Origin of the sequence: Tepidanaerobacter sp. EBM-49 (genome assembly GCF_001896645.1) — a bacterium.
GTDB classification, from domain to species: domain Bacteria; phylum Bacillota; class Thermosediminibacteria; order Thermosediminibacterales; family Tepidanaerobacteraceae; genus Tepidanaerobacter; species Tepidanaerobacter syntrophicus.
In genome coordinates this window covers 31,886-52,979 of the sequence record NZ_MPPE01000010.1, presented here as the reverse complement: position 1 = coordinate 52,979, position 21,094 = coordinate 31,886, and the positions used below count along the sequence as shown (strand labels likewise).

Genomic DNA, 21,094 nt, shown 5'->3' with positions numbered 1-21,094 from the left:
TGCCTAACATCATAATTCCTGAAATCAAAAGGAAAATCCCAAAGAGAGACGATAAAAAGCCTTCGTTAATTTGGCTTGCAAACATGGCACCCAGTTGGGCTCCGACAATCGATGAAACAGCAATCCATGCTCCTGCTCTAAGGTCTACATTTCCATTTTTAAAATAATTGTATGATACGGTAAGAGAAGCGATAACATCTACAAATAGGCTCGTCCCAATTGCGGCATGCGTGTTAACATGAAAAAGCATCGTCAAAGCCGGCACAATCACCATGACGCCGCTTGCGCCTATGAGACTTGTAATAATTCCTGTAATTATACCAACAACTATAGCAAAGAAATAAGACACCATACTCGAAAATGACATCTCCTTTATTCTGATAAGTTTTATAAATGAGGTAAAAAAATTCTATAACTTGATTTTCAAGATGTCAAGATTTAAAAACATTTTTAGATAATCATTAAAAAATTCAAGTCTTTTATTAAATTACCCCCATAGGCAATATAGCGCTTATGGGGGTAATTTAATTATTTATTGATTTTAAAGCTTGCTATGTTTCTTAAATAATCTTTGCAATTGCATAAGCTTCTTGCACTGCATCTATAAACTTTCTCGGGCTTATGCAGTCGCCTATAGCATATATTTCTTCCGTTTCATCTTTTAGGCTCTCATAAAGCTTGTTGTCAGATGTCAAGCCAGTAGCAATTATCACTGTGTCAGCATTTATAGTTTGAGTTTCTCCTTTTTCATTCTCTACGATGATTCCTTCCGGTATAATTTCTTTTAATTTCAGGCCTGTCCTACTGTTAATTTGTTCTTCTTGCAATTTCTCTAAAAGTGATAGTCTTGCAAGGTAAATAACGTCTTGGGCCACTTCAGGCAGCATATCCACTAAAGTAATATCTTTCTTGCCTTGTTCTTTAAGAAACAGCGCTGTCTCACATCCTACTAGCCCCGCGCCTACAATGACAATTTTGTCTCCTACTTCTTCATCCTTATAATTTACTAAAAGATTTGTTGCAAGCTTTACATTGCTCCTATCAATTCCAGGCACTGCCGGAACATATGGCGCCGACCCTGTGCATACTACTACCGCATCAGGTCTCACAGATGACACGAATTCGGGTGTAACTTCTGTATTTAATCTTATATCTACATTTGGATTTTCTTCTACTTGTTTTTTGAGCCATCTTAAATAAGCTGCTGTTTCTTTTTTGTATGCGGGAACTGCTGCTTTTATCAAATGGCCGCCTAGTTCACCGCTTTTTTCAGCAAGAATCACGCTGTGTCCTCTTTCAGCCAAGAACTTAGCCACTGTCATTCCTGCAGGACCGGCTCCGGCTACAAGAACTTGCTTTGGTTCCTTTGTTTTCGGAAGAGGCCCTTCGAATTCGCGCCCAAATTGTGGGTTAACGCTGCAAGCAGAGGATTTAGAGAAAAATACTCGATTTATACACTGAACGCAGCGAATGCAGGGAAGAATATCTTCTTCTTGTCCGGCTTTGGCTTTTCTTGGCCAGTATGGATCTGTTACAAATTGGCGAGCTATTCCTACAAAATCTGTTTTACCTTCTTCTAAGAGCTTTTCGCAGTATGCAGCATTCGGCAGTTTTCCATCTACAATAATAGGGATATTTACTGCCTTCTTTACCTCATATGCATAATCCACGGCAATTCCATCTTTAACATAAGGTGTTGGAATAAGAAGGCTCATTGCATCATAGGAACCTCGTCTAAGATGTAGCGCACCAATGTTCAGTGGCTCAAGCCTTTTAGCGATTTCAATTGTTTCTTCCAGTTCTCTTCCCCCGGCAAATCCATGATCTAGAGCTATCCCAACAATAAGTGGAAAATCATCTCCAACATTTGCACGTACACTTTCAATACATTCTAGTAGAAATCTCATGCGATTTTCAAGGCTTCCACCGTATTCGTCTTGTCTATGGTTCCAGCAAGATGAGAGGAACTGATCTCCTAAATACGCCAGAAAATGAACATAAATTGCATCAAATCCTGCCGCTTTAGCAAGACCTGCAGCTTTTCCGTAGGATTTAACAAGCTGTTTAATTTCATCTTTTGTCAGTTCCCTTGTTTTTACGTCAGGCATTGTTAGAAGTGGTATTTCCGAAGGGCCTACCGGCCTCTTATCAGGAAGAGGTTCATCTGCTATGCGGCCTGTCCCCGGTGAAAGTTCAATTGCTATTTTTGTTCCATATTTATGAACAGTTTCAGTAAGGTCGGTAAAATATTTTATTTCTGCGGCAGAATCAAATATGGGATAACCAAAAGTTTTCGGATAAGGATCGATATCTTTCTCAGCTTTTATATGCGCGGTAATTATTAAACCTGCCCCACCTTTGGCTCTTTCTTCATAATACTTAACAAATCTATCAGTGTACTTATCACATACAGTAAAATTAGCATGTAAAGGTGAAAGAACAATACGGTTCTTCAAAGTCATAGATCCAATATTTGCCGGTTCAAAAAGTTTTGGATACTTCATGATAAGACCTCCTTATAATCTTTTCATTGGCCTTTAAAACTTGAATCTGTTTAAACCATGAAGTCCGAACTAAACCTTTAAATCTTTGCGCTATTTTTCGTTAGTTTTACATCACCCCTTTTTGTAAGTTTTATAACACAAAAAGCCCTACATTGTCTGATTACATGGGATTTACCGCAAATAATAGACTTTTGGGCTTTTATAGTTTGTATAAATCTGAGCATTTTTCGTTTTATTAAGTTGATAATAAAAAGATAATCCAAATATTTGACTAAACAGATGAGTCCGTGCTTGATTCAAGATTTTCTACAAGATAAGCTTCCATGATATCTGATTCGCTTACTGTAATTTGGCTAATATTAAAATCTTCCATGATTGATTTGGCTATTAAAACTCCTGCTGTAATAATATCGGCTCTCTGCGGCATAAGGCCTTTAACCTTTAGTCTTTCTTCTGATGTTTTAAAAAGCAACTTTAAAAATATGTCATCAATAGTCTGCTTATTTAACACATATCCATGAACTTTATTAGAGTCGTAAACCTCCAGTTCTTGCGCGACAGCGGCAAGGGTTGTTAAGGTTCCGCCTACTCCAATAACAGTTACTTTTTTGCTTTCTTGAACTTTCTTAAAATAATTGGCAAAATCCTTTATCATCAGGTCAATTTGTTTGCGAGCTTGGGCAATTTCGTTAAAAGCAGGCGGATCTGACTTTATATACTTCTGTGTCCATCTGACTGCTCCGATAGGCAAGCTCTTGGCTTTTTCTATCTTTTCATCGTCGCCTAAAACAAATTCCGTTGAGTTTCCGCCTATATCTATTACCAAAGAAACTCCAATTGTTTTAAGTCCTAGCCTTGCTCCAAAAAACGACAAGAGAGCTTCCCGCTCTCCTGAAAGAATTTCTACATTAATTCCTATTTCTTTTGCCTTTTCTAAAAGTGCGCTGCTATTAGATGCTTCTCTGAGAGCGCTTGTCCCAAAAGCAAAAATCCTTTCACTTCCGAGGGATTTTGCCTTATTTCGAAAATTTACAAGGGCTGAGACAGTATCGCTTATTGACTTTTCATCAAGTATATTGTTTTGATTTACTCCTCGGCCAAGACGCGTAGTTATGAGATCTCTTGCCATAGGAATAACCTCGCCCTTGGAAGAGATATCCGCCACCAGCAATCTTATTGAATTAGAGCCCAGGTCTATCACTGCAGCCCTCATAAATTAATTCCTTCCCAAATAAAATATAATCTTGATAAGTCCTGCAAACCATCATCGTTTATAAAAGCGGATGGTTTTCTGTTTCATTCAAATTACAATACTTTTCTTTTTCCATATGACCCTGAGCCGCGCTTGGATTCATTATTTTTCTTAATGTCCAGCAATCTTTCTTCGCTATCCTTTAAGAACTTAGATAATTTGTCTTCAAAGCTAAGCTCTTCTTGTTTGGGCTTTCTGTGGCTATTGTTGGAACTTTCCTTTGTTTTACGGATTGAAAGGCTGATTTTACCGTCTGGTGAAATCGAGATGACTTTAACTTTTACGACGTCGTTTTGCTTAAGAAAATCATTGACATCCTTCACAAAGCTATCTGCCACCTCAGAGATATGAACAAGTCCCGTCACTCCATCTGAAAGTTCAACAAAAGCTCCAAACTTGGTAATTCCTGTTACTTTTCCTTCTACAATTTGGCCTACCTCAACAGGCATACTTAAAAAATTCCTCCTTTAGAATCTTCCTTCAATTATTTATTATACTTAAAGTTTGTAGATTCGTCAATAAACGAACCCATTATTTTAAAGTTTTAATGCCTTTATATATGTATTCTCCGGGTTTTACCAAACCCAATTCGTCTCGTGCAACCTTTTCAATGTATTCATCGGTTTGAAGGAGGTTTATTTCATTTTGAAGCTGCGTTTTTTGATTCATCGCTTCCTCAACTCTGGCTTTGAGTTGCTTTTCTTCCTTTGCAAGGCTTATCATCTTAAACTGTTGCATTACAAGAGTAGACAATATGTAAGCTACAAAGAGCAAAAGCAGTAAATGCCGCATTTTAAACTTATTTTTGCCTCTCATTTCAACCAAACCTTCCGATTATTTTGTTATATAGTAGATTTCGATGTTTTTTTGCAAAGTCCTTCAAGTAAGCAATAATTAATTTAAATCGACTATCGGCTGCTTTCATATACAAAAACAGGCCTTTTCAGACCTGCTTTTGAGAGGATTACTCTCTACTTATTAATATTATCTTTTAAGGCTTTGCCCGGCTTGAAGGCTGGAACGCTTGCCGCGGGGATGTCTATCTCTTCGCCCGTTTGAGGATTGCGGCCTTTTCTTGCGCTCCTCTCTCTAACTTCAAATGTTCCGAATCCTACCAACTGGACTTTGTCGCCTTTCGCGAGAGCTTCTTCAACTGCTTCAATGAAAGCATTGAGAGCTTTTTCAGAATCCTTTTTCGTCAGACCGCTTTTTTCGGCCATCATAGAAATTAATTCAGCTTTGTTCACAAGATTCCCTCCTTGATGTTAATTAATTACATATTGGATATTCTTCATAAAATGCCAAAATCCTTCTTTTTAAAGGCATTTTACAATTTTTTTTCTTGTTTTTTGCTTTTTTCCCAAAGCGCATCCATTTCCTGTAAATTCATATCAGATAAGGTTTTGTCAGATCTTGCCGCCTCTGCCTCTAAAAACTTAAATCTTTTAATAAATTTTTTCACTGCATAATCCAATGCAAGTTCCGGCTCAACCTTTAAAAATCTCGCCACATTTATGCAAGCAAAAAGCAGGTCCCCAAATTCTTCCTCTATTTTTTCCTGATTTTTTGTAGCATATGCTTCTTTAAGTTCATCCAATTCTTCATATACTTTATCAAAGGCTCCGCTAATATCGTCCCAGTCAAAGCCAATTCTTGCAGCCTTTTCCTGGACTTTATAAGCCTTCATTAAAGCAGGCAGCGCTTTAGGCAGCTGCATCATGCTTTCGGATTCGGTTTTCATATCTTTTTCTTCACGCTTGATTTCTTCCCAATTTTTCAGGACTTCATCTGTTCCTTCCACTGTAATGTTTCCGAATATATGAGGATGACGCCTAATCATTTTTTCGCACACTGTTTCGATTACATCACCTATCTCAAAACTGCCTCGTTCTTCTGCAAGACGGCTGTGAAATACCACTTGCAGTAGTAAATCTCCAAGCTCCTCTTTAAGATCTTCTTCATTTTTCCTATCAATGGCATCGATTACTTCATATGCCTCTTCAATAAGAAAAGGTTTTAAGGTTTCATGGGTCTGGGATTTATCCCATGGACAGCCCGGTTCTCCTCTAAGCTGTGCCATTATGTAAACCAAATCATCTAGACTTCTCAGGCTTTGTTTAGACATCTTCATTTACCCCCTCAGTAATCCAAATTTGTTAAAAAACGCTATTATTCGCTGATTGCCCGGTAAAAACTCCAAATCAGATTTCTTTATGCCCCCCACAGCAATCAAGGCCAATCCATAAATTGCAGCCCCTAACACTATCGCCACAAGTGTCGCCTTATTTTGAGAGAGACCTAAGGCCATAAACCCTGTATGGGATACATATGCAGTAATTCCCATAATACCGCTTGCAAATGCCGGCTTTAGGAGCATATGTTTTAAGTCAAAGACCGCATCAGTTAATTTTATTACCATAAAGCAATTTAAGATTGACGGCACTAAATAACCTATGACTGTTCCAAGAGCAGCGCCTTTTATATTTATAGACGGCATTGCCGTGAGAAAATAATTGATAAAAATTTTAATTAAGGCGCCAAATACCATATTCCTTACAGGGACTCCCGCGTATCCCACTCCTTGAAGTATACCTGTGGTAGTTTGTGTAAGGGCTAAAAACACCACTCCCCATGCAAGAATTTGAAGGGACATTCCTGCTTCTGCGTTGTTATAAAGGAGTAGGGTTATAGGAGTTGCAAGTACATACATCCCTACCGCTGATGGCAATCCAAAGATTATGCTCATTCGCATGCCTGTTTCAGATCTTTCGGCAACCATTTGCCTATTTTTCAAAACTACAGCCTCAGAAATTGCAGGCACCAAAGTTGCTGATAATGCAACAGTTATAACAACCGGCAGATTTATAAGAGGAACCGCCATACCACTTAACTGGCCAAAAAGTTCTGCTGCCCTCTTTACCGAAAAACCTGCATCCTGCAGGCGACTGCTGACTATAGCCGCATCAGCCATGCTCATCATCGGGCTTATAAGGCCGCCTAGCGTAACAGGAACTGCAAATATAAATAGTCTGTTTATAATATGTAGGGGATTTTCCAGACTGCCGCTTTCATCTAATAAGATTTGCGCATCAAATGTTCTTTTTCGTCTGTAATAAATTGCAATAAGTACAATAAGTCCCATAACAGAACCTGCTACAGGACCGAAGGCAGCTCCTGCCGCAGCATATTCCACCCCATATGGCAAAAGCATATATGCCAAAATAAATACGGCAATCACTCTTCCTATCTGTTCTACTATTTGTGAAACAGCAGAGGGGGTCATATCCTGCAATCCCTGAAAAAATCCTCTAAAGCAAGACATTATTGAAACAAAAAAGATGGCCGGCGATATACTTAAAATCGAATAAAAAGCCTTGGGATTTTTATATATTTTTACTGCCAGCCAATTTGCGCCAAAGCCCAACAAAACAGTTAAACCAAGGCCGATAATTGTAAGGACTATCATAGAAACTTTAAATATCCTATGGGCATTTTTAAATCTGCCAATAGCAACATCTTCTGAAACCATCTTAGATATTGCTGTTGGAATGCCGGCTGTAGATATTGACAGCAATATCAAGTATATCGGATATGCCATTTGATAAAGTCCCATGCCTTCATCTTTTATAAGCCTTGCCAGCGGAATCCGATATACCGCTCCTAATACTTTTACGACAAGGCCCGCCGCAGCTAGTATAAATGCTCCTTTTAGAAAAGAATCCTTTTTTTCAGTCAAGAAAAATCCGCCTTTCATTTAAGTTCCTAATTATTATAGTCTATTTACTCTAGTATGGGCAACATCTTTGATTAAAAAGATTGGTCAATTTTCGTATACAAGTATACTTGCTTTTTATATAAAATTCCTTGAAAACATGACCATTGATTAGCTATATCATTTTCCTTGCTCAAAATAATTCATTATAAGACTGGAACACCAAGAAAAAATGTTATATAATAGAGCCTAATTACATATTTTTTGTAAATTGGGGGTCTGAACAATGGAAAAACTAGATTCAATAGGTCTTATTAATGCTAAAAATATCTACAAAAATCTGTCGCCAACGCGTTTGGTTGAAGAGTCGCTGAGCAGAGAGGAGGGCATCCTTACTTCAACAGGCGCATTAAATGTCTACACCGGAAAATATACAGGACGCTCACCTAATGACAAATTCATCGTAGATGAACCATCTGTACACGACAAAATATGGTGGGGAAACAATCAGGCAATAAGTGAAAGTGATTTTGACAGTCTTTTAAAGCAGCTTTTAGCGTATCTTCAAAATCGCGATATTTTCGTATTTGATGGTTTTGCGGGAGCCGATCCTAAATATCGTCTTCCTATACGTGTGATTAATGAATTTGCTTACCAAAATTTATTTTGCCGTCAGCTCTTTATAGTTCCTACTGACGAAGAACTCAAAACCCACGAACCTGAGTTTACCGTAATATCCGCTCCCGGATTTGAGGCAAATCCAAAGATTAATAAAGTAAATTCTGAAGCATTCATTGTAATCAGTTTCGAGAAAAAAATGGTTATAATCGGTGGAACTAAATACGCAGGAGAAATCAAGAAATCTGTTTTTTCGGTAATGAACTATCTAATGCCTCAGCAAGGCATTCTTTCAATGCATTGTTCTGCAAACGTTGGAAAGGATGGATCAACGGCGCTTTTCTTTGGGCTTTCTGGTACAGGAAAAACCACTTTATCCGCAGATCCTAACCGTTTCTTAATAGGTGATGACGAGCATGGATGGACAGAGAATGGCATATTCAACTTTGAAGGCGGCTGCTATGCAAAATGTATCAATCTTACAAGAGAAAAAGAACCTCAGATTTATGATGCCATAAAATTCGGGGCTGTATTAGAAAACGTTGTAGTGGACGAGAACACTCGCATTCCGGATTACAGCAGTGACAAGATTACAGAAAATACTAGAGCCGCATATCCTGTAGAGTTTATTCCCGGCGCCGTAATACCAGGCATAGGCGGTCATCCTAAAACAGTAGTATTCCTAACGGCAGATGCGTTTGGTGTTCTGCCTCCAATTTCTAAGCTTAGTAAAGAACAAGCTATGTACTACTTTATTTCAGGATATACAAGCAAGCTCGCCGGGACAGAACGCGGCATTACAGAACCTCAAGCTACTTTTTCATCATGCTTCGGCGCACCGTTCTTGCCTTTACCTCCAATGGTTTATGCTAAATTACTTGGTGAGAAAATAGAAAAGCATGGTTCTGAAGTCTTCTTGGTAAATACCGGCTGGACAGGCGGGGCTTATGGCGTAGGCCAACGCATGAATCTCAAGTACACAAGAGCCATGATAAATGCTGCATTAGATGGCAAACTAGAGTCAGTTGAGTATGAAAAAGATCCGATTTTTGGTCTAATGATGCCAAAAGTTTGCCCTGATGTTCCTTCTGAAATTTTAAATCCAATTAACACATGGAAAGATAAAGATGCGTATGTTGCAACAGCTAAAAGGCTTGCTGAAAGTTTTGCAAAAAATATTAAGAAGTTTTCCGGTATCGCCCCTGAAATTGCAGCAGCAGGTCCTAAGGTCGATAACAACTAAAAATGTGTTATCGTAGAAATAGCAGCCAAAAATTTATTCCTTATAATAGTTAAAGCTATTATAAGGAATCTTTCAAGCTGCTATTTTAATTTAAAGCTTTTTACAGGTATTTTTCTATCTTGGCTTGCTTTTTCCACTCTTCGATATGCTTATTAAATTCCTCTTCTCGTTTGCTATCTTCTAAGTGTGACTTAATATAACTTTTAGCATCTTCAAAACTCAAAGAATTTCTTTCTCCTGTCACCTTAATTATATGATAGCCAAAACTTGTTTTTACCACATCACTGACCTGACCTGTTTTTAAAGCGAATGCCGCCTTTTCAAATTCAGCATCCATTTTCCCTTTTGAAAAATAACCTAAATCTCCCCCTATGTCCTTAGTTGCGGGATCTTTGGAATATTTTTTTGCAAGTTCCGCAAAATCAGCTCCTGCCTTGATTTGGGCTAGAATTTTTTCTGCTTCTTCTTGTGTATCTACTAAAATATGACTTGCCCGTATTTCTGGGGCAGGAAGTTCAAACATCGCCTTATTTTCATCATAGAATTTCTTTATCTCTTCATTTGTGACTTTGATATCTGCTGTAATCTTCTCTTTAAATTTATTTATTATCAGCTGTTCTTTTACCGATTTCTCGAAGGATTCTCTGTCAAGCCCTTGCTGGCTAATGTACTTATCTAGTGCATCTTTGCCTCCATGGTATTCTTCAAGGCTGTTCATGGCATCCCGAAGCTCTTCATCGCTTAGTGACACACCTTCTTTTTCGGCTTGCTGAAGAGCTATTTTGTCGTTTATCATTGCATCCAATACTTGTTTTTTAATTTCCTCTAGTATTTTTTTTCCTTCATCTTTTGAAAAATCCTGTCCGTTTGCCTCAAGAGCACTCTTTACTTGGGCTACTTGATAGTCATAATCAGATTTTAATATATATTCATCATTTACTTTTGCAATTACTTCTTTGCCGTCAATAACCTTGCCCTGCTTTTCTACCTTCTCAACGTTTTGGCATCCTGATATAAAAAATGCAGCACACATAAATAATATAACTAAAGTCTTAACCGTGTTTTTCATGGGATCCTCCTTGTTTTTTACGCAAATTATAAGTTAATTATACTACATCGCAGACTTGCTGCATAGCATCCATGTCCTGCAAAACCTTTTGCAGCCTAAGCAACATCTTTGTTCCTTGGTTGCCTCTTGTTTTTATTGTAATTGTCGGATTTTCGGTTCCTATTATATTTACTTGGTTTGCCATCATTGTTTTTAGCCTGAAAAGCATTTCCGGAGTCAATTGGCTGCTTTCATGAAACTTTATATTTATTACTTCTCCCTGCTGAATTATGCTTGCAATTTTGAGCTTGGTTGCCAAAACTCTGAGCTTGGAAATTATAATCAGGTTTCTTGTAGCCTCAGGAATATCCCCAAATCTGTCTTCTATTTCTTCTTCCAGATCATCTATTTCTCCTAGCGTCTCAGCCGTGGCCATTTTCCTGTAAATTTCCATTTTTACTGACGCATTAGTTATATATTCATCTGAAATATAGGCATTCACGTCGAATTCAAGAGTCGGGCGGATTTCTTCTTCCTCTTTTTCACCTTTTAGCTCTTTTATTGCAGCCGCAAGTAATTTGGTATAAAGGTCATAACCTATAGCCATCATATGACCATGCTGTTCTGCCCCGAGAATATTGCCGGCACCTCGAATTTCAAGGTCTTTCAAAGCTATCTTAAAGCCGGAACCAAATTCAGTAAATTCTCGTATTGCTGAAAGTCTCTTTTCTGCAGCTTCGCTCAGAACTTTATCTTTTTTGTAAGTTAAATAAGCAAAAGCCTGGCGATTCGACCTACCTACACGGCCGCGCAACTGGTAAAGCTGTGAAAGTCCTAGTCTGTCAGCCGAAGTTACAATCAGTGTATTTGCATTAGGTATGTCAAGACCGCTTTCGATTATTGTAGTGCATACGAGAACATCATAGTCGTGGTCATAAAATCCCAGCATAATTTCCTCCAACTCATCTTCATTCATCTGCCCATGGGCTACAGCAATGCGGGCCTCGGGAACTAGCTGTTTTAATTTTTGCGCCTCTTCGTGTATGCTCTGCACTCTATTGTAAACATAGTATACCTGGCCACCTCTTGAAAGTTCACGCATTATCGCATCCCTTATAAGGGATTCATTGTATTCTACCACATATGTTTGAATAGGAAATCTATCCTCCGGTGGAGTCTCGATTATGCTCATATCTCTTAACCCGCTCATTGCCATGTGTAAAGTTCTCGGAATAGGCGTTGCCGTTAGAGTAAGCACATCTATATTTTTCTTTAATTGTTTTATTCTTTCTTTATGAGATACTCCAAATCTTTGTTCTTCATCTATTATTAAAAGCCCTAAGTCTTTAAATTTGACGTCTTTTTGCAAAAGCCTGTGGGTGCCTATTATTATATCTATTTCTCCTGTTTTAAGTTTTCTGAGTATCTGCTTTTGTTCAGTTGGGGATTTAAAACGGCTTATTGATTCTATCTTGACGGGAAATGACTTAAACCTTTCTGAAAACGTGTGATAGTGCTGTTCGGCTAGGATTGTTGTAGGCACTAATACAGCTACTTGTTTACTGTCCATTACCGCTTTAAATGCCGCTCTCATTGCAACTTCTGTTTTGCCGTAGCCTACATCTCCGCATAAAAGCCTATCCATAGGTTTTGAGCTCTCCATATCTCTTTTTACTTCTTCAATAGCAGCTAACTGATCAGGTGTCTCCTCATAAGGAAACATATCCTGAAATTCCTTTTGCCATGGTGAATCCGGCGAAAATGCAAAGCCTTCAACAGATTCTCTTGCAGCATATAAATTTATTAACTCTTCTGCCATTTGCTTTATGGAATCTTTTGCCTTTTTTTTGATTTTGTTCCACTCATTGCCTCCGAGTTTATTAAGCTTTGGAGGTGTATCATCATTTCCTACATATTTTTGAATTAACTCTACTTGATTTGTCGGAACATATAGCTTGTCTCCGCCTGCATACATTAGGGCAAAATAGTCTTTTATATGGCCGGCTACCTCGAGAGATTCAATACCCAAATATTTGCCGATGCCGTGGGTTATATGCACTACATAATCTCCCACATTTAAATCTCTAAAATCTGTAAGCCTTTGACCTTTGGTTTTTACCTTTGTTCTACCTTGCCTTTTGGTAGATTTACCATAAATTTCAGAGTCAGAAATTATTGCAAGCCTTACGGCAAGATTGTCAAAACCATGCTCCAATGAGGCAGGAACAACCACTACATTACCGGGTTTTAGAGGTTCGTCTTTAATTTCCTCATATAACACAGCTTGAATATCTCTGTCTCTTAGATTTTTGATTAAATGTTCCGCCCGTTCTTTTGTGCCGGAAAGAAGAACAATTCTATAGTTTTTACGTTTAAGCCTTGTGATTTCTTCTGCCAAAAGGTCTAACTTTCCATAAAAAGATGGAATTGATTGAAATTGAAATGAATAAAGACTGCGGGCTTCAAACTCGGGATGTAGTTTCGGCAGAATCGAAAAATATACTATTCTTTGTTGCTTCAGTTCGTCTAATATCTCAAAAGGGTCGCAATAAATGTTGGCCTGAGATGCCAATATTTCTCCTTTTTCAAGAAGCCCTTTATATGTTTCTTGAACTTCAAAGGCGGTATTTTTTTGAGCTTCGGCAATTCTTGCAGGCTCTATTAATATTGGTACAAAATGGCTTTCAAAATAATCCAGGATTGTATAAAGTTTTGGATAAAGATGTGATGCATATAGTTCTGAAGATTCAAAAAAGAGACCGTCTGCTAGTCTTCCAATATGTTCTTCCACTTTTTCTGAAAGATGCTCGGCAATTTTAGGATGTCCTAAAGAATTAAAAAGATCCACTCTCTCTTTTAATTCTTCAGCTATGGCAACCGATGCTTTTTTGGCTGTTTCTTCGTCATAGACTATCTCTCGTGCAGGCGTGATAAAAATTTTGTCAAGTTTATTTATTGAGCGCTGATCCTCAGGAAGAAATTCCCGGATAGAATCTACTTCTTCATCAAAAAATTCAATGCGATAAGGGTATTCATGTGTCAGAGGATATATATCGAGAATTCCGCCTCGCACGGCAAATTGCCCTTGGGCCTCGATTATCTCACATCGCTCATAGCCCATTACCGAAAGCTTGGATACTATTTTCTCCATGGAAGCCGTATCGCCGACTCTGATTGTCAAAGTAAATTTCTTCATAATTTCAGGACTTAAGACCTTTGTAAGTAATGCTTGAATCGGCGCCACTACCACCATGGATTTTTTCATAAGTAGATTTTCCATGACCTTTAGGCGTTTTGCAGTAAATTCTGTGCTCTTTGCCGCAATTTCATAAGGCAGAACAGAGCTTGCCGGAAAAAAGGCTACTTCTTCCGGATCCATGAAAAGTAAAAGATCTTCTGTTATTTTTTTTGCCTCCAGCGAATCCGCCGTAATTACTAATATTTGAGAAGTAATTTTCTTTTTCAATGCAGCAATAAGGTAGGATCGCTGAGAATCTGAAACGCCATACGCGAACAGATTAGACATTTGTCTGTTTAAATCTTTTATTAATTTTTGAAATTCTGGTATTTCTTCAGCAGTCTTTAAAATTTGTTCCATTTACATACCTCTATTTATATATTTATAAAAAATAAAATAATTAAATTTTCGATTAAATGCCGAAAAGCCCTTCTTTGCCAAGGGCTGCTTCAAATGCTATTATATCATTATAAATTAATCGTCAAATTATATCAATAAGCAGAACTAGATTTTAATGATAAAGACTTTGAATAAGGCCTGAAAGCCACGACGCAGGGATAAGGAAAAATTCAGGTACCGTTAAAAGCCCTATAACTATTCCTAAAAAAGAAGCCTCAGCTGTATCAAGGCCAAGACGGATTTTTACCATGCGGCGGTGATAGTGATAAACGATAAAACCCGCAAAAATAGCAATTAGAATATGAAAAAATCCGCTGGCAAAACTTGACCATACATAGAAAGTGTCGATATATTTATCTATTATGGGAAATTTTTTAAGCAGTAAGCCAATGGCTGTCCCGCCTAAAAAAATTGCAAAGCAGCTAAAAAACGCCGCTCGTAAGCAATACTTAAAAACCAGTCGATTGTTGATTTCTATTTGAGTCTGCTGCTGGCTGCCCGGAGCCATAAAACAGTATATTTTAGGCTTATTGAATTTTTTGTGTAGCTTTAGATAAGTCCAGACAACTATTATATTTATCGCAAAATTCAAACCAAAGGCTGCAGGGAAAAATTTTGGTGTAAAAGGGAGCGTCCATAAGGGAAATACCATCAAAGAAAATGTAGTCCTTTCCCTTTTTAATAAATTGTCATTTTTATATAAAATCATTACAGGAACCTCATTTACAAAAAATATGGCTTAAAAACTCTAAATCCTTTATAATCTAATTATATTTATAAATACGGAAAAGGCAAATATAATCCTTTTTAAATCTGCTGTTTAGAATTGAGGAAGTATAATGCATCATTTTTGTGATACTGCGTTTATAGGGTTAATTTTATTAAATGCGGCCTCGTTTACATTAATGGGAATCGACAAATATAAATCTTCACACAACAAGTGGAGGATAAGTGAAAGAACTCTCTTTGTAGTGGCGCTTTTAGGCGGTTCGGCAGGAGTGCTCTGCGGGATGTATTTTTTCCATCATAAAACCCGCCATAAGAGCTTCATATACGGGATACCTATTATTATTTTAATTCAATTGCTGGCAGCTTATTATTTTTACTTCTATATCATAGTTTTATGATATATATTGATATTTTAAGGAATAAGATATATTATAACATTATATCACACAAAGTTTATGAACTAAATACAGCAATTTTCCTTTATGCGTTTCCTAAAAATCTAAAATCGGGAGGATGTACAATATGGTAAGGGTGTTGGGAATCGGCGATAACGTTTGCGATAAGTATATCAATTCAGGCTACATGTATCCGGGAGGTCAAGCTTTAAATTTTGCAGTATATGCCAAACAGTTAGGCGCCGACGCAGCTTATATGGGAGTTTTCGGCACTGACGACGTGGCGGCACATGTTATTGCAACCCTTGACGAGCTTGGAATCGATCGCTCTCACTGCCGTCAGTATGAAGGCGAAAATGGCTATGCTGTAGTAAATATTGTAGATGGTGAAAGAATATTTATCGCAAGCAATAAAGGGGGAGTTTTAAAAGAGCATCCCATCATCTTAACTGAAAATGACAAGGAATATATCAAGACCTTTGATCTTGTTCATACCAGCAATAATAGTTACTTTGACGACCAGCTCCCCGTAATATCCCAACTTGGCATCTTAGTTTCATATGACTTTTCCGGACAGTGGAAAGAGCCGGCTAAGGTTCGCGCAGTTTGTAAATATATAGATTATGGTTTTATGTCATGTGGTTCTTTACCGGATAAAGAAGTTCGCAAGGCGTGCATTCAGCTTTATGAAGAAGGTTGTAAAATAGTAATTGCCACATGCGGAAGCAAAGGGTCTGTATTGTATGATGGAAAAGACTTTTTTGTTCAGCCCCCGAAACCGGTGGAGGCAGTTGATACTTTAGGAGCCGGGGATTCATTTGCTGCCGCTTTTCTAGTTTCTTTTGTTGAGGCGCAAAAATTAGAACCGCTTCGTATTAAAACTGATGAAGAATATTATAAAAATGCGATTAAAAAAGCATTAGAAACAGCGGCATCTTTTGCTGCAAAAACCTGCCTCGTCCATGGTGCATTTGGAATGGGCAAGAAATTTAAAGTATAACTTATTTGTGTAAGCAACCGATTACATTAATAAATAGCGTGGAATATTCCACGCTATTTATTAATACTCTACTTTCCACATGTAGCGGCGTTCATCCATTGACCTGCCTCGAAGATCCGCCATCGTCGAGACCATAAAACGTTCCATAGGTGTAAGAATTGGAGATGCAAAATATTCTACTACATGTTCATCGATTTTCCCAATATCAAACTCTTGCATATCAAGAATCATATGACGTGGAGCATATTTTTTTAGAAAACGTTCTACCCTATCATCTAGCGGACGGGTTTTTCCAACTGATTTAATTAATATTACAGGAACTGTTTCATCAGTTGTTTCAAAAGGACCATGGAAATATTCTCCCGAATGAAGATAAACAGCATGTTTTTGCTGCATTTCCATCAAATGGCAGCAAGCCATTGAGTAAGCAGCCGGATAAGCAGGTCCGCTTGCAAGTACATAAAATACGCTGTCGTCTTTAAAATCCTTCGCAAATTTTTGTGCAAGCGGCAAGATATCCTTCTTTCCTTTTTCGATAATATTGTCTATATAATCATATGCTTGCATTGCTTCATCATAATATGGAAAATCTTCAAATTGTTTTAGTACTTCAAAACAAAACTTTAAAGCTAGAGCCTGATTTGCTTTTGAGTAAACTTGGTTTTGGCCGTTTGAGTATATAATAGAATACTGTCCGTTCTTTGCCATTTCTGAATCTGCAAATCCTGTCATTGCAACTGTTATAGCGCCTTTTTCGTTGGCCGCCTTAACTGCTTCCACCGTTTCCGGCGTAGCTTTAAGAGAGCAAATAATGCAAATACAGCGATCATCTATCATGGCAGGAGTCGCATTTACAAACTCACTGCTGTTAAATATGCCGGTAGCAATGTTTTTAGCTTCACATTGGATTAAGTATTTCGCTGGATATATAGCTGCCTGAGAGCCCCCGCACGCCGCAAAGTAAATCGCCTTTAAGCCGCCTCTTGAATCTAATTTTGACTTTATTTCACTTACCATATTTTTTATTTCCATCTCAAACCTCCTGTAATTTTTAGCCTGATCTAGATTGGCTATAAAATTTACACAAAAATTTTTATTTGTTATTCAAGCTATATCTCTAATTAAGTCCTCTCAGCTTTGTCGTCTCTTTTTCATCAATTGCAAGATTTCCATTTTCATCTTGAAGTATTAAAACTTTGTAATCGTTCTTTGCGCTTTCTAAGGAAACTTTACCTTCTAATACGTCCTGAAGCACCTTTTGCGGCAACCTTTTTACGGGATCGCCGTATCCGCCGGCGCCCGGGGTTAGGACTCTAATGATGTCTCCTTTATTAACAGGGTGATCTGTGCATTTATTTGGAAGGCGAATTTCCGTGCCATCAGGTAATATGTGATAAAATGCTCCGCTTGCACCATTTTTTCCTCCTTCAAGGCCCCAGGGCGAAAATTTCTGCCGATCACCTAAGCATGTGCAGGAAACTCCATCACTTATTACTTCAAATTCTCGTATGATCCCCAGTCCTCCGCGATTTTCCCCGGCACCGCCTGAGTTCATGCGCAGGCCATATTTCTTTATCCTTACAATCGGAAATTCAATCTCTGAAGCTTCTATAGGCATATTTGATGTATTAGTCATATGAACCTGGACGCCGCTTAGACCGTCTGCATGTTTGCTGGCTCCTGAACCTCCTGCAATGGCCTCATGGTAAATAAAAAATTGGTCCGGGTTGTTGTTTAGCATTCCGGTAAAGACAATAGAAGTGCAAGCGCCATTGCCTGCTGCCAAAATTCTATCAGGCACCGCAGGCGCCAAAGCTCCAAATATAACGTCTGGCAGCCTCTGACAGGTATCAATCATAACTCCAACAGGAGCAGGGTGCACCGGATTTACAAGGCATCCTTTTGGCGCATAAACCTTAAATGCTCTATATATGCCTGCATTTGAAGGAATATCCGGTCCCAGAAGAGCCTTTAGTGAATAAAATACTGTGGCAAGCAGTGAGTTATAAGGAACATTGACAGGTGCTTCCACTTGGTCGCAGGTTCCTGTAAAATCAAAATCAATAAAATTATTTTTTATTGTGATAGTAACTGTTATCGGCAGCGGATCCGGATATCTTTCTCCGCCATTGTCCATGTAATCAGTAAACTTGTAAACGCCTTCTTTAAGATCGGATATAACTGTGCGAAGCCTGCGCTCTGCATAATTTTGTAATTCTTCCATGCAATCAAGTAATATCATATTATAGCGAGCGTAAGCTTCTTTTAATCTTCTTACGCCAACCCGGTTAGCTGAAATCTGGGCTATCAAATCACCATAACGTTCCCGGGGAACTCGGGTATTTGCAAGTATAAGATCCATTACGTTATCAAGAACCTTATCGTTTTCGCATATACGGATTATTGGCAGCTTCAAACCTTCTTGATAAATACTTGTTGCATCGCCTGATGTACTGCCGGGCACTTTACCACCTATGTCAGAATGGTGCGCCATATTAACTACCCAGCCAATCATAGTCTCGCCTTCAAAAGCCGGCGCAGCTACAACTATGTCAGGCAGGTGGTTTCCACCACCGTTATAAGGGTCATTTCCTATAAACATATCACCGGGTTTGATGGTTTCTTTCGGATGTCTTTTGTAAAGCTCTTTTATAAAAGTAAGCAGTGAGCCAAGATGTATGGCAAGATTTTCAGCTTGGGCTACCATATTGCCTTCCGGATCCATTATCCCGCTAGATACATCGCGCCGCTCCTTTATGTTGGTGGAATATGCGCTCTTTATAATTATCGTGGTCACTTCTTCTGCAATAGAAAGAAGAAGGTTTCCGACAACTTCCATTGTTACTGCATCAACATTCTTTTTGGCTTCCGGGGTCATTATTTTTCACCTCCGTTATAAGTCAAGATGAGATTATAAAATCCGTCTGTCCTGGCGCTCCACTTGGGCGGAATGACGATCGTTGAATCCATTTCTTCCAATATAGCAGGTCCGTTAAAGGCACAGCCAGGTGCTACTTTTTCTCGCTGATAGATATTTGTTTTTATAAAATCGGGTCGGCCTTGGAAAAGCACATCTCTTGTCTCTAAAGGTTCTGGAAGTACTGCATTTGGATTACATGGACTTTCTTTCAAAGTAGGTTTGTCTATATCGCCGATTGCCGATATGCGATAGTTTACAATTTGCACTCGGTTTTTCTCGTTGTAATAGCCGTAGTTGCGCTCATGTTCTTTATGGAAGCTTTGAATAGCTTCCTCTAGCACGTCTTCTGTTACTGGGCGGTCCGGCAATTCAATAGAAATTTCATAGTTTTGGAATTCATATCGTGCATCAATAAAACGTTTATAACTTCTTCTGTCAGGCGCAACGCCTTCTCTGATAAGCATGTTTTTGCCTTCTTCCAGCATTGCATCAAAGATTTCATTGATTTCTTTAATATTTTGTTTTTCTGCAATCATAATCTTAGAACGACTTAAATCAAATTTCACATCTGCCATTAAAAGACCTAAGGAGCACAGTGTGCCGGGCGATGGGGGAACAATAACAGTCTTTATGCCCAGTTCGCTTGCTATCTCGCATGCATGAAGGGGGCCTGCTCCACCAAATGCCATAAGTGAAAACTCCCTTATATCATAGCCTCTTTCTACTGAAACCAGTCTCACGGCGCGCATCATGCTTGAATTTATAACTGATATAATTCCATTTGCAGCCTGAATTAAATCAAAATTTGTCTTACTGCAGATATGCTCTTTTATCGCCTTTTCTGCAAGGTCCCTGTGAACTGCAAAGCGTCCGCCCAAGATACTTTTTTGATTAAGTTTGCCTAAAACTATATTAGCATCTGTTACGGTGGGTTTTGTGCCTCCCACACCATAACAGGCAGGTCCCGGTTTTGCTCCTGCGCTTTCCGGTCCCACCTTCATTGCGCCGCCATCATCAATATAGGCGATGCTGCCGCCTCCGGCTCCTATCGTTACTATATCAATCATAGGAATCCGTGCAGGAAAACCCTCTACTAAACGTTCAGAGGATAGCTGCGGTTTTCCGTTTTCTATGAGGCTGACATCGGCACTGGTTCCTCCCATATCAAATGTAATGATTTTATTATTTTTACATTGTTCGCCTATATAAACGGCCCCGACTACACCGGCGCTGGGTCCTGAAACGGCGGTCCTTATAGGTGAATCGATGGTCTCAGAAATTGAGATTATGCTTCCATTAGATTGTGTAACATAGGGATCTATTTTAATTCCTGTATCTCGGATGCTCTTTTCGAAATTATAAACATATTTTTTCATAACCGGCCCAAGATACGCATTAAGCACTGTTGTGCTCATTCTCGAAAACTCTCGAAACTCTGGTATTAATTCGCTCGAAATTGAGATATAAACTTCCGGATATACCTCTTGCACAATTTCTTTGATGCGTTGTTCATGAGCAGGATTTATAAAGGAAAAGAGGGTGCAAACCGCGATAGAGCTGACTTTTTGGGATTTCAAATAATTTACGGCCTTATAGACATCTTCTTCGTCTAGTGGTATGAGAACGCTCCCATCATGTAATATCCTCTCGCTTACTTCACATATCAAATTTGTCGGAACAAATGGCACAGGCTTTGGTTTGTGGAGATCGTAAAGGGAAGGCCTTTTCTGCCAACCTATTTCAAGCAAATCTCTAAATCCCTTTGTAGTAATCAGCCCGGTTTTTGCGCCTTTTCTTTCAATTAGAGCATTTGTAGCAACTGTAGTTCCATGTGCCAGATAATTTACTTCTTCCGGTTTGATATTGTAGGCTTTAAGTATTTCGCCGATGCCCTCGACAATTGCAATAGATGGGTCTTCAGGAGTAGATGGATATTTGTAATGAAAAAGGGCTCCTGTTTTGGTATCAGATACCGAAAAGTCGGTAAAAGTACCGCCTACGTCAACACCTATCATATAAGCCATAAGTTTTTTCAC

Annotated in this window: 17 protein-coding genes; 3 read left to right on the top strand and 14 right to left on the bottom strand. The window is 38.6% G+C overall.

The annotated features are described in order from the left end of the window. The 8 genes from BUE08_RS01880 to BUE08_RS01845 form a co-directional block, all read right to left on the bottom strand. Positions 1 to 352, bottom strand: a 352-nt coding sequence (locus BUE08_RS01880; RefSeq protein WP_286680216.1) for a sulfite exporter TauE/SafE family protein, incomplete at its 3' end; no start/stop codon positions are given. Between the two features lie 208 nt (positions 353 to 560). Beyond that, positions 561 to 2,504: an NAD(P)/FAD-dependent oxidoreductase gene (locus BUE08_RS01875; RefSeq protein ID WP_213996217.1), complete on the bottom strand. Its 1,944-nt coding sequence runs from the start codon at positions 2,502 to 2,504 to the stop codon at positions 561 to 563. A gap of 271 nt (positions 2,505 to 2,775) precedes the next feature. Continuing rightward, positions 2,776 to 3,717: a Ppx/GppA phosphatase family protein gene (locus tag BUE08_RS01870; RefSeq protein ID WP_286680215.1), complete on the bottom strand. Its 942-nt coding sequence runs from the start codon at positions 3,715 to 3,717 to the stop codon at positions 2,776 to 2,778. Between the two features lie 92 nt (positions 3,718 to 3,809). After that, positions 3,810 to 4,205 carry a S1 RNA-binding domain-containing protein gene (locus BUE08_RS01865; protein WP_059031786.1) on the bottom strand — a complete coding sequence of 132 codons (396 nt, stop codon included), beginning with the start codon at positions 4,203 to 4,205 and terminating at the stop codon, positions 3,810 to 3,812. An 82-nt stretch (positions 4,206 to 4,287) separates the two neighbouring features. Then, positions 4,288 to 4,572 carry an FtsB family cell division protein gene (locus BUE08_RS01860; RefSeq protein ID WP_273038859.1) on the bottom strand — a complete coding sequence of 95 codons (285 nt, stop codon included), beginning with the start codon at positions 4,570 to 4,572 and terminating at the stop codon, positions 4,288 to 4,290. Positions 4,573 to 4,727: 155 nt separating this feature from the next. Continuing rightward, the gene (gene hbs / locus BUE08_RS01855; RefSeq protein ID WP_059031790.1) at positions 4,728 to 5,003 is read right to left on the bottom strand and encodes a non-specific DNA-binding protein Hbs; all 276 of its coding nucleotides are present in this window, start codon (positions 5,001 to 5,003) and stop codon (positions 4,728 to 4,730) included. Positions 5,004 to 5,083: 80 nt separating this feature from the next. Further along, positions 5,084 to 5,881 (bottom strand): nucleoside triphosphate pyrophosphohydrolase, encoded by a 798-nt coding sequence (gene mazG / locus BUE08_RS01850; RefSeq protein ID WP_273038858.1) that lies wholly within the window; start codon positions 5,879 to 5,881, stop codon positions 5,084 to 5,086. Positions 5,882 to 5,887: 6 nt separating this feature from the next. Beyond that, entirely contained in the window at positions 5,888 to 7,492 is a 1,605-nt protein-coding gene (locus tag BUE08_RS01845) for a putative polysaccharide biosynthesis protein (protein WP_286680214.1), read from the bottom strand. Between the two features lie 262 nt (positions 7,493 to 7,754). On the opposite strand from BUE08_RS01845, the gene pckA reads away from it, so the two are divergent. After that, a complete protein-coding gene (pckA, locus tag BUE08_RS01840; protein WP_059031795.1) occupies positions 7,755 to 9,329 on the top strand; it encodes a phosphoenolpyruvate carboxykinase (ATP) in 1,575 nt (524 codons plus the stop codon). Positions 9,330 to 9,429: 100 nt separating this feature from the next. Here the strand turns inward: pckA and BUE08_RS01835 are convergent, their stop codons facing one another. From BUE08_RS01835 to BUE08_RS01825, 3 genes are all read right to left on the bottom strand, one after another. Then, positions 9,430 to 10,398, bottom strand: coding sequence for a peptidylprolyl isomerase (locus BUE08_RS01835; protein ID WP_213950771.1), 969 nt, complete (start codon positions 10,396 to 10,398; stop codon positions 9,430 to 9,432). 37 nt (positions 10,399 to 10,435) lie between these two features. Continuing rightward, on the bottom strand, positions 10,436 to 13,975 hold the full coding sequence (gene mfd, locus BUE08_RS01830; protein WP_213950772.1) for a transcription-repair coupling factor: 3,540 nt from the start codon (positions 13,973 to 13,975) through the stop codon (positions 10,436 to 10,438). A gap of 151 nt (positions 13,976 to 14,126) precedes the next feature. After that, a complete protein-coding gene (locus tag BUE08_RS01825) occupies positions 14,127 to 14,723 on the bottom strand; it encodes a hypothetical protein (RefSeq protein ID WP_213950773.1) in 597 nt (198 codons plus the stop codon). A gap of 130 nt (positions 14,724 to 14,853) precedes the next feature. Here BUE08_RS01825 and BUE08_RS01820 point away from each other — a divergent pair, with 130 nt between their 5' ends. Then, a complete protein-coding gene (locus BUE08_RS01820) occupies positions 14,854 to 15,141 on the top strand; it encodes a DUF1294 domain-containing protein (RefSeq protein WP_213950774.1) in 288 nt (95 codons plus the stop codon). A gap of 124 nt (positions 15,142 to 15,265) precedes the next feature. Beyond that, entirely contained in the window at positions 15,266 to 16,138 is an 873-nt protein-coding gene (locus BUE08_RS01815; RefSeq protein WP_286680213.1) for a fructoselysine 6-kinase, read from the top strand. A gap of 60 nt (positions 16,139 to 16,198) precedes the next feature. On the opposite strand, the gene BUE08_RS01810 is transcribed toward BUE08_RS01815, so the two are convergent. The 3 genes from BUE08_RS01810 to BUE08_RS01800 all read right to left on the bottom strand — a co-directional run bounded on the left by BUE08_RS01810 (position 16,199) and on the right by BUE08_RS01800 (position 21,082). Then, on the bottom strand, positions 16,199 to 17,170 hold the full coding sequence (locus BUE08_RS01810; protein ID WP_286680212.1) for an SIS domain-containing protein: 972 nt from the start codon (positions 17,168 to 17,170) through the stop codon (positions 16,199 to 16,201). Positions 17,171 to 17,255: 85 nt separating this feature from the next. Then, positions 17,256 to 19,016, bottom strand: coding sequence for a hydantoinase B/oxoprolinase family protein (locus BUE08_RS01805; protein WP_281743322.1), 1,761 nt, complete (start codon positions 19,014 to 19,016; stop codon positions 17,256 to 17,258). After that, complete coding sequence (locus BUE08_RS01800) at positions 19,016 to 21,082, bottom strand: hydantoinase/oxoprolinase family protein (protein ID WP_286680211.1); 2,067 nt, start codon at positions 21,080 to 21,082, stop codon at positions 19,016 to 19,018. The genes BUE08_RS01805 and BUE08_RS01800 overlap by 1 nt, the downstream gene beginning before the upstream one ends. Positions 21,083 to 21,094: the final 12 nt, after the last annotated feature.

Excerpts from the sequence above, each read along its gene's own strand:
- BUE08_RS01875 (WP_213996217.1), bottom strand. The coding sequence starts at position 2,504 with ATGAAGTATCCAAAACTTTTTGAACCGGCAAATATTGGATCTATGACT.
- BUE08_RS01870 (WP_286680215.1), bottom strand. The coding sequence starts at position 3,717 with ATGAGGGCTGCAGTGATAGACCTGGGCTCTAATTCAATAAGATTGCTG.
- BUE08_RS01865 (WP_059031786.1), bottom strand. The coding sequence starts at position 4,205 with ATGCCTGTTGAGGTAGGCCAAATTGTAGAAGGAAAAGTAACAGGAATT.
- BUE08_RS01860 (WP_273038859.1), bottom strand. The coding sequence starts at position 4,572 with ATGAGAGGCAAAAATAAGTTTAAAATGCGGCATTTACTGCTTTTGCTC.
- mazG (WP_273038858.1), bottom strand. The coding sequence starts at position 5,881 with ATGTCTAAACAAAGCCTGAGAAGTCTAGATGATTTGGTTTACATAATG.
- pckA (WP_059031795.1), top strand. The coding sequence starts at position 7,755 with ATGGAAAAACTAGATTCAATAGGTCTTATTAATGCTAAAAATATCTAC.
- BUE08_RS01835 (WP_213950771.1), bottom strand. The coding sequence starts at position 10,398 with ATGAAAAACACGGTTAAGACTTTAGTTATATTATTTATGTGTGCTGCA.
- mfd (WP_213950772.1), bottom strand. The coding sequence starts at position 13,975 with ATGGAACAAATTTTAAAGACTGCTGAAGAAATACCAGAATTTCAAAAA.
- BUE08_RS01825 (WP_213950773.1), bottom strand. The coding sequence starts at position 14,723 with ATGATTTTATATAAAAATGACAATTTATTAAAAAGGGAAAGGACTACA.
- BUE08_RS01820 (WP_213950774.1), top strand. The coding sequence starts at position 14,854 with ATGCATCATTTTTGTGATACTGCGTTTATAGGGTTAATTTTATTAAAT.
- BUE08_RS01815 (WP_286680213.1), top strand. The coding sequence starts at position 15,266 with ATGGTAAGGGTGTTGGGAATCGGCGATAACGTTTGCGATAAGTATATC.
- BUE08_RS01810 (WP_286680212.1), bottom strand. The coding sequence starts at position 17,170 with ATGGAAATAAAAAATATGGTAAGTGAAATAAAGTCAAAATTAGATTCA.
- BUE08_RS01805 (WP_281743322.1), bottom strand. The coding sequence starts at position 19,016 with ATGACCCCGGAAGCCAAAAAGAATGTTGATGCAGTAACAATGGAAGTT.
- BUE08_RS01800 (WP_286680211.1), bottom strand. The coding sequence starts at position 21,082 with ATGGCTTATATGATAGGTGTTGACGTAGGCGGTACTTTTACCGACTTT.